The organism is Sunxiuqinia dokdonensis (genome assembly GCF_001270965.1).
Classification (GTDB): domain Bacteria; phylum Bacteroidota; class Bacteroidia; order Bacteroidales; family Prolixibacteraceae; genus Sunxiuqinia; species Sunxiuqinia dokdonensis.
Genome location: NZ_LGIA01000174.1, coordinates 26,518 through 35,402, shown reverse-complemented (window position 1 = coordinate 35,402; position 8,885 = coordinate 26,518). Strand labels below are relative to the sequence as shown.

Annotated in this window: 7 protein-coding genes; 6 read left to right on the top strand and 1 reads right to left on the bottom strand. The window is 47.8% G+C overall.

Going from position 1 to position 8,885, the window contains the following annotated elements; all coding sequences use genetic code 11:
- Nucleotides 1-474: 474 nt before the first annotated feature.
- Together NC99_RS14910 and NC99_RS22715 are read left to right on the top strand one after the other, a co-directional pair.
- Complete coding sequence (locus NC99_RS14910) at nt 475-1,491, top strand: LacI family DNA-binding transcriptional regulator (RefSeq protein ID WP_053185284.1); 1,017 nt, start codon at nt 475-477, stop codon at nt 1,489-1,491.
- Nucleotides 1,492-1,544: 53 nt separating this feature from the next.
- Nucleotides 1,545-1,742, top strand: a complete 198-nt coding sequence (locus NC99_RS22715) for a beta-propeller fold lactonase family protein (protein WP_157624947.1) — start codon at nt 1,545-1,547, stop codon at nt 1,740-1,742.
- Nucleotides 1,743-1,892: 150 nt separating this feature from the next.
- Here the strand turns inward: NC99_RS22715 and NC99_RS14905 are convergent, their stop codons facing one another.
- Nucleotides 1,893-2,081 carry a hypothetical protein gene (locus tag NC99_RS14905; RefSeq protein WP_053185281.1) on the bottom strand — a complete coding sequence of 63 codons (189 nt, stop codon included), beginning with the start codon at nt 2,079-2,081 and terminating at the stop codon, nt 1,893-1,895.
- A 363-nt stretch (nt 2,082-2,444) separates the two neighbouring features.
- On the opposite strand from NC99_RS14905, the gene NC99_RS14900 reads away from it, so the two are divergent.
- The 4 genes from NC99_RS14900 to NC99_RS14885 are packed head-to-tail and all read left to right on the top strand — an operon-like array spanning nt 2,445 to nt 8,838.
- A complete protein-coding gene (locus NC99_RS14900; protein ID WP_053185278.1) occupies nt 2,445-3,989 on the top strand; it encodes an MFS transporter in 1,545 nt (514 codons plus the stop codon).
- A gap of 5 nt (nt 3,990-3,994) precedes the next feature.
- Nucleotides 3,995-4,675, top strand: coding sequence for a beta-phosphoglucomutase (gene pgmB, locus NC99_RS14895; protein ID WP_053185275.1), 681 nt, complete (start codon nt 3,995-3,997; stop codon nt 4,673-4,675).
- A 3-nt stretch (nt 4,676-4,678) separates the two neighbouring features.
- A complete protein-coding gene (locus NC99_RS14890; RefSeq protein WP_053185272.1) occupies nt 4,679-6,997 on the top strand; it encodes a family 65 glycosyl hydrolase domain-containing protein in 2,319 nt (772 codons plus the stop codon).
- A complete protein-coding gene (locus NC99_RS14885) occupies nt 6,994-8,838 on the top strand; it encodes a glycoside hydrolase family 13 protein (RefSeq protein WP_053185268.1) in 1,845 nt (614 codons plus the stop codon). Before NC99_RS14890 ends, NC99_RS14885 begins: the two co-directional genes overlap by 4 nt.
- Nucleotides 8,839-8,885 lie beyond the last annotated feature (47 nt).

Below are 8,885 nucleotides of genomic sequence, written 5' to 3'. Positions count from 1 at the left end.
CAATGGTTACGCCAGGTAGCCCTTCGCCTGTTTCCTGGTCGGTAACCGTACCGGACAAACTGACTTGCTGGGCAAAAGAAACCTGTGTAATGATCAAACCCAGGATCATCAGTAAGATTTTTAAGTTTTTGCGAATAATCTTCATAATCATTAATAATTAGTTTTTTTTAATTCAATTAGAGCGCGTGTTCTTCATTCAATTTTCAAAGTTTTTTAATGTTTGATTAACTCTTTTTTTACTCCTTTTTTGTATTCCGAGGCACAATGTTAATTTTTTTAACATTCGTGGCATTTGTTTTTTAGCAGGCTTTCGACTGCAAACGTTTGCGGTGACGTTTGCGCTTGTTATGTTTTACAACAGGTTGTTACTGGTAGGTAATATCAAACCGATGTGTTAATCATGAGTTTTTGCAGAGAGAAGAAGTAATAAAATACTTATTTTAGGCTCGGATAAACCAGAAGCCAAATCAAGCTATGAGCAGCAGTCAGGTTACAATTAAAGATATCGCCCGAATTTTAGGGGTTTCCGCTTCTACGGTATCGCGGGCCTTAAAGAATCATCCCGACATTAGTGAGGCAACGAAGCTTGCGGTAAATGAGTTGGCGGAGAAGCTTAAGTACGAGCCGAACGCTGTTGCACTGAGCTTAAAGCATAGCCGGAGCCAGACCATTGGGGTGATTATTCCGGAGATTGTCCACTACTTTTTTTCTTCGGTCATTAGCGGTATTGAAGACGTGGCTTATGATGCTGGCTTTACCGTCATTATTTGCCAGTCGAATGAAAAGTATGACCGCGAAGTCGCCAATGTGAAAGCCTTGTTGTCGCACCGGGTCGATGGGATTTTGGTGTCTATATCGAAGGAAACCAGCCGGTTTGATCATTTGTATGCCATCCAGGAGCGTGGTGTGCCCATGGTTTTTTTCGACCGCATTATTTCTGAAATTCAAACCGACCACGTGATTATTGATGACAGAAAAGCTGCGTACGATGCCACCAAACACCTGATTGACGGCGGGCGCAAGCGGATTGCTCATTTTGCCGGACCTCAAAACCTCCTGCTTGGCCGTGAGCGCAAAGAGGGTTACCTGCAAGCGTTGAAGGAAGTTGGCTTGCCAGTCGATCCTGACTTGATTATTGAAGCCGACAGCTTTGAAAAGGCCATTATTGCCACCAACCGCTTGCTGGACATGGAAAGTGTGCCCGATGGCCTGTTTGCGGTGAACGACCTGACAGCCATTGGTGCCATGCAAACCCTGCAGCGAAGGGGGATGAAAATTCCGAAAGACATTGCTGTCGTTGGCTTTAGCGACGGACGTTTTTCCGGAATCACCGAACCCAACCTCACTTCGGTCGATCAGCATGGTTATGAGATGGGCACCGTGGCCACCGAAATGTTGTTGAACCGGCTGTTGCATCCAAGCGACGAACCCGCCCAAAGCCGGGTGTTAAATGCGAACCTGATTGTTCGCGGATCTTCAAGCCTGGCCTGACGGTTTAATCTGGGAATGAATAGCTCCATCTTCTTGCTGCTGGCGGCTCGCTTCTGGCTTCTTGCAGTGGTAATCACCCAGCTGTTGGTTGGAAAACCTGGAACCCCACTGGCAGCTTTCTTTTGGTGGCTAGCCAGCACAGCAACAACGTCACCGTGTTCCGCGTCGATCCGGAAGCCGAAATCCTGTTCTATACCGGAGAAAGTGTGGACATCCTCAAGCCGGTTTGCCTTCAATTTCTTAGCCGCTGATCCCAATTCCCCAACGGAAGGGGCTTGCGAAGCATTTGCAGGAGCTTGGTTGTCATCCGCAGAGGCTTGGTTGTCGTCCGCAAGAGTTTGGGTGTCATCCGCAAGAGCTTGGGTGTCATCTGCAAGAGCTTGGTTGTCATACGCAGGAGCTTAGTTGTCATCCGCAGGAGCTTTGGTGTCATCTGCAGGAGTTTGGTTGTCATCTGCAAGAGCTTTGTTGTTATCCGCAGAAGCTTGGTTGTCATCTGCAGGAGTTGGGAATTCATCCGACAGGGGAATGCTCATTAAACGGAGTCCATTCGAGGTAAACCACTGGTTTTGGTCCAACAGGTTGATCAAGTGCCCTGGTGATTAGAAAATCATAGCAAAAATTTGAAATTTTTTTTCTCGTTTGCTGCAAACGTTTGCAATGCGGGTATCGATCTATTTTTAGTATCCCTTTTTGCCGGTTATGCTTCTAAAACAGGCCGAAGGGCTTGATTAATTCAGAAATCCGTGTTTATATTTGTACAGTTATTCCGAAAATAACCAATTCTTTTTTTACTTCCTTACTGGTGACCGGCAACGGCTCACCCCTTTTTGATAGCAAGTCATGTTGATGAATGAAGATGAAGTAGCCTGTTTGTTGACGACAGATTGGCTTGAACAGTTGTCTTTTTTCAAATCGACTTTTAAAAAATTATTGAACCAATTCTTTCAATTATGAAGCGAAAACCTGTGCTTAGTTTTTGGCAAGTGTGGAATATGAGTTTCGGCTTTCTGGGCATCCAGTTTGGTTTTGCCTTGCAAAATGCCAATGTCTCCCGAATTTTTCAAAGCCTGGGCGGCGATGTGGACCGGCTGGCTGTGTATTGGTTGGCTGCCCCGGTAACCGGGCTGATCGTTCAACCGATTATTGGGTACTACAGCGACAAAACCTGGGGAAAGCTGGGACGTCGCCGGCCTTATTTTCTGATTGGCGCCATCCTGGCGTCGCTGGCTTTGTTTATCATGCCCAACTCGCCTATGCTTTGGGTGGCTGTTGGCACGCTTTGGATCATGGATGCTTCGATCAATATTTCGATGGAGCCTTTCCGGGCATTTGTGGGCGACATGCTACCCAGCGAACAGCGAACCCAGGGTTTTGCCATGCAGAGTTTCTTTATTGGTACCGGGGCCGTAATCGCTTCGCTGTTGCCCTACGCTTTAACCAACTGGTTTGGGGTGAGCAACATCGCTGTTGGCGATCAATTGATTCCGCTTTCGGTGAAACTGTCGTTTTACATTGGCGGGCTGGTTTTCTTTCTGGCGGTGCTGTGGACCGTCATCCGAACCAAAGAGTATTCGCCGGAGGAAATGAAGTCGTTTGAAGAGGAGAAGATTTCGGCCAACCCTTCCATTAAAATCGAATTGAAATCGCCTTTCGAATTGATGGGCGCTTTCATGCGTAATGGCCTTGTCTTTCTAGTGACTGGGCTGGCCATGAGTTACCTCTTCTTTTATTTCGAGCTTGAAAAGGAGCTTTACATTTTAAGCGGAGGTTTGGCTGTTTTCGGATTGATTCAACTGTTGACGGCTTACTTCACTAAAATCAATAAAACCGACAACGGACTGGTGGGCATTATCACCGACATGCTGAACATGCCCAAAACCATGGGGCAGCTGGCCATTGTGCAGTTCTTCTCGTGGTTCGCCTTGTTTGCCATGTGGATTTACACCACCGCGGCGGTCACTGGCCATGTGTATGGCTCATCCGATACCACCTCGGCCCTGTACAACGATGGTGCCGACTGGGTGGGCGTTTTGTTTGGGGTGTACAACGGGTTTGCCGCGCTGATGGCTTTCCTGCTGCCGGTGCTGGCCAAATACACCAGCCGGAAAATGACACATGCCATTGCCCTGGTTTTGGGAGGAATCGGGCTGGCGTCGTTCTATGTGGTTAACGATCCCAACTTGCTGATCCTTTCCATGCTGGGCGTGGGTCTGGCCTGGGCCAGCATTTTGTCCATGCCGTACGCCATTCTCACCGGCTCGTTGCCCGCCGAAAAGATGGGCACCTACATGGGCATCTTCAACTTTTTCATCGTCATTCCACAAATTCTGGCGGCCAGCATCCTGGGTTTTTTCATGAAGCACCTGTTTGGCGGCGAAGCAATTATGGCTTTGCTGGTCGGCGGTGGCTCCATGATTCTGGCAGCCGTGTCCGTCATGTTTGTCGATGATGTGGACAGCCCCGATAAACTGAAAAAACAACCTGCAACAAATTGATAAAGATGAAAATAAAAGCATGTCTTTTTGATTTGGATGGGGTGATTGTCGATACGGCAAAATACCATTTCCTGGCTTGGAAAAAACTGGCCGACGAACTGGGCATTTCGTTCTCCGAAGAAAACAACGAATTGCTGAAAGGGGTTAGCCGTATGCAGTCGCTGGAAATCATTTTAAATCTGGGAAAAAAGACCTTGACGGATGATGAGAAGCTGCGGTTTGCAGACAAAAAGAACCAGGTGTACCTCGATCAGATCTACCGGATGAAGGCTGATGAACTGCTTCCGGGAGCCAAGGAATTTATTGAGGAAATTAAGCAAAGCGGAATCAAAGTGGCTTTGGGATCGGCCAGCAAAAATGCGCCGCTCATTCTTCAGCAATTGGAGATTGAAGATATGTTTGACGCCATTGTCGATGGCAACGAAGTGACGGAAGCCAAACCCGATCCGGAGGTTTTTTTGAAAGGAGCCAGCGCCTTACAGGTTGAACCGCAAAATTGCGTGGTTTTCGAAGATGCCATCGCAGGCGTTGAGGCGGCCAAAAACGCCGGCATGGTTTGCATCGGAATCGGCGATCCCGCTACTTTATCACAGGCCGATCATGTGATTCCGGGCTTTGAAGGTTTCAGGCTAAGCAACTTGATAAACCTTTTTGAAGATGATAATGAACTGAAATTAAAATCTTAAGCAGTGAAAGATTATATCATACATAGCGAGTGGAAAGTTATTGAAGACGGATTTAATCCTGACAATAACCGGATTTCCGAAAGCATTTTCAGCATTGGAAACGGGCACACCGGCCAGCGCGCCAATTTCGAAGAGAAATACAGTGGCGACAGCTTGCAGGGCAACTACCTGGCCGGGGTTTACTACCCCGACAAGACCCGGGTGGGCTGGTGGAAAAACGGCTATCCCGAATACTTTGCCAAGATCTTAAATGCAGCCAACTGGATTGGAATTCATTTGGAAATTGAAGGAGAAGAACTCGATTTGGCGACCGCTAGCATCCAAAAATTCCGCAGGGAACTGGATATGCGCACCGCATTGCTTACCCGCTCGTTCGTGGCTACACTGCCGTCGGGAAAGCAGGTGGAGGTGGTCGCCAAACGTTTTCTTAGCATGAAACAGCAGGAGTTGGGCGCCATTCAATACCGGCTTCGGAGCTTGAATTTTTCGGCACCGGTCAGAATCACCTCTTTTATTGATGGCGATGTGATGAACGAAGACTCCAACTACGACGAAAAGTTTTGGGATGAGGTGGAGAAGGAAGCGCAGGGGCAGGAAGTTTTCCTGTGCATGAAAACCAAAAAAACCGGCTTTTACGCCTGCAACGGACAACATACACGTTTGCTGGTCAATGGAAAAGCCTTGGTTGTGAAACCCGAAATCCTTCCGAAAGAAAAACAGGTGGCCACTGTTTTCGAGCTTGATTTGAAAGAAGGACAGGAGTTGTTGGTGGAAAAATTCGCGTCCATCACTTCATCGCTTCATTACAAAAAAGAGGCCATGCTGGCACACGGCAAACAGGCGGTACAGCAGGCACAGCAAAAGGGTTTTGACCAGTTGTTTGCCGAGCACTGCCAGCTGTGGGAGCAAAAATGGGAAACGGCTGATATCGAAATCAAGGGCGACGTTGCGGCGCAACAAGGCATCCGGTTCAATATTTTTCAGTTGATGCAAACCTACACGGGCGATGACGAACGGCTGAATATCGGCCCGAAAGGTTTTACCGGCGAGAAATATGGCGGGGTAACCTATTGGGACACCGAAGCGTATTGCTTGCCGTTTTTCCTGGGCACAGCACCTGAAAAGGTGGCCAAAAACCTGCTGATGTACCGCTATAAACATTTGCAGAAGGCCATTGAAAATGCTGAAAAACTGGGTTTTAACCATGGCGCGGCTCTGTACCCAATGGTGACCATCAATGGCGAAGAATGCCACAACGAGTGGGAGATTACCTTTGAGGAAATCCACCGCAATGGCGCCATTGCCTACGCCATTTCCCATTACATCAACTATACCGGCGACCGGCAGTACCTGGCGCCTTACGGTTTTGAAGTTTTGCTGGGGATTTCCCGGTTTTGGGCGCAGCGGGTCAACTGGTCCGAAGCCAAACAGGCCTATGTGATGCTTGGCGTAACCGGGCCCAACGAGTATGAAAATAACGTCAACAATAACTTCCATACCAACAAAATGGCGGTGTGGACGCTGAATTATACCCTGAAAGTGATTGATTACCTCAAGCGCGACCATCCTTATTTGTTTGAGGAAATGATTCAGAAGTGGAAGTTCAACGAGTTGCAGGAAACGGCTGTCTGGCGCGAAATCATTGAAAAGATGTATTTCCCACTTGATGAAAAATCCGGGCTTTACTTGCAGCAGGATGGTTTTTTGGATAAGGAAATTATCCCTGTGCAGCAGATGAACCAGGAGGAACGCCCGATCAATCAGAACTGGTCGTGGGACCGGATTCTGCGTTCGTGCTACATCAAGCAGGCTGATACTTTGCAGAGCTTTTACTGGTTTCAGGATGAATTTGACATGGAAACGCTGACCCGGCATTTCGATTTTTACGAGTCGATTACAGTACATGAGTCGTCGCTTTCGCCCTGTGTGCATGGCATTCTGGCGGCCCGCATTGGTCGTCGTGAAAAAGCCTATGAATTGTACCTGCGCACAGCCCGCCTCGATTTGGACGATTACAACAACGACACCGAAGATGGCCTGCACATTACCAGCATGGCCGGAACCTGGATGGCTTTTGTGGAATCATTCGGCGGCATGCGCGTCAAAAACGGGCAATTGCTGCTCGATCCTTTCATTCCGGAATCGTGGGAATCGTATTCGTTTAAGCTCAACTACCGGAACTCGCATTTGGAGATTCAAATGAGTGATGAGCTGAAGATTACCAATCACAACCCCGGCTCCGTTTCGGTAACGATTTGGGGAAAAGAATATGAGTTAGTTGAAAATCAAGAAGTAGTATTGAGTAAAGAAGTTAAAATATGAAGCGAATTGTTTTAGGTTTTTTTATCGTCGTGGCCTTAACGGCCCAGTTGTTTGCGGTTTCGATTGATCGGGTTGAACCTCAATTTTGGTGGGTGGGCATGAAAAATCCCAACCTGCAGCTGATGGTACACGGCGAAAATCTGGCCGGAAGCCAGGTGCATCTGGAGTATCCGGGTGTCACCTTAGAGGGTGTCACCCAGGTGGAAAACCCCAACTACCTGTTTATTGATCTGGAGATTTCCGAGGAAGCAAAGCCCGGAACTTTTCAAATGATCTTCACCCAAGGGAAAAGAGATCGCCAGGCTTATACCTACGAATTGAAGGCACGGAAAGCGAATTCAGAAACCCGAATGGGCTTTAACAGTTCCGACGTGATTTACCTGATTACCCCCGACCGTTTTGTAAATGGCGATCCGAATAATGATGAACTAGCCGGCATGAAAGAAAAGCCAAACCGGGCGGATAAGGATGGACGCCACGGCGGTGATATCCGGGGGATTATCAACAGCCTGGATTACCTGCATGATCTGGGATTTACAGCCGTTTGGCTCAACCCTGTGTTGGAAAACAACATGACACAGGTTTCTTATCATGGTTATTCCACGACTGATTTCTACAAAGTTGATCCGCGTTACGGTTCCAACGAAGAATACCAGGAATTGTCGGAAGAGTTGAAAAAGCGCGATATGAAACTGATTATGGACATGATTTTCAACCACTGCGGTTCAGAACACTGGTGGATGGACGACATGCCAATGAGCGACTGGATCAATCATTATCCGGATTACAAAATCACCAGCCACCGGCGTACAGTTCATCAGGATCCGAATGCTTCGGAAGCCGACCGGAAAGCAATGGTGGACGGTTGGTTTGTTCCAACTATGCCCGACCTGAACCAGGAAAATCCGTTCATGGCCACTTACCTCATACAAAACAGTATTTGGTGGATTGAATACGTTGGCTTGGAAGGCATCCGGCAAGATACCTGGCCCTATCCCGACAAGCATATGATGGCCGACTGGACGGCCCGGGTGCTGGAGGAATATCCCAATTTCAACATTGTGGGTGAGGAGTGGAGCATGAATCCAGCCATTGTTTCGTATTGGCAAAAAGGCAAGCAAAACGCCGATGGCTACCATTGCAGCTTGCCCAGTTTGATGGACTTTCCGGTGCAAAATGCCGCCAGCCGTGCAATGAATCATGAGGAGAGTTGGGACAAAGGGTTGATCGAATTGTATGAAGCGCTTTCCAATGATTTTTTGTACCCCGATGCCGGCAACCTGGTTGTTTTTCCGGATAACCACGACATGTCGCGTTTTTACACCCAGGTTGGAGAAGATATCAGTTCCTTGAAACTTGGGCTTGCTTTTTTTCTCACCACCCGCGGTATTCCGCAAATTTTTTATGGAACCGAAGTGTTGATGTCGAATCCGGGAACGGACGATCATGGCATTATTCGTAGCGATTTTCCGGGTGGATGGGCTGGCGATGCGGTCAACGCCTTTACCGGCGAAGGACTTTCGGCAGAGCAAAAAGACCTGCAAGACTACCTGCGCACCATTCAAAACTGGCGAAAAGAAAAGGACGTGATTCATACCGGGAAACTGATGCATTTTGTTCCGGAAGACGGGTTGTATGTTTATTTCCGATACAATCAGAATGAAACCGTGATGGTGGTGCTAAACAAGAATGAAGAAGAGCAAGTGCTGAAGACCAACCGCTTTCACGAAGTGATGGAAGGGTCTGTCAGCGGCACGGAAATTATTCATTCAAAAGAAATAAAAGACCTGTCAAGTATTGCGGTTCCGGCACGTTCAGCGATGATTATCGAACTAAAATAACGAAAGTGGGATTAATCAAATGAAACGGAGGCGGAAAAAAATAAGAA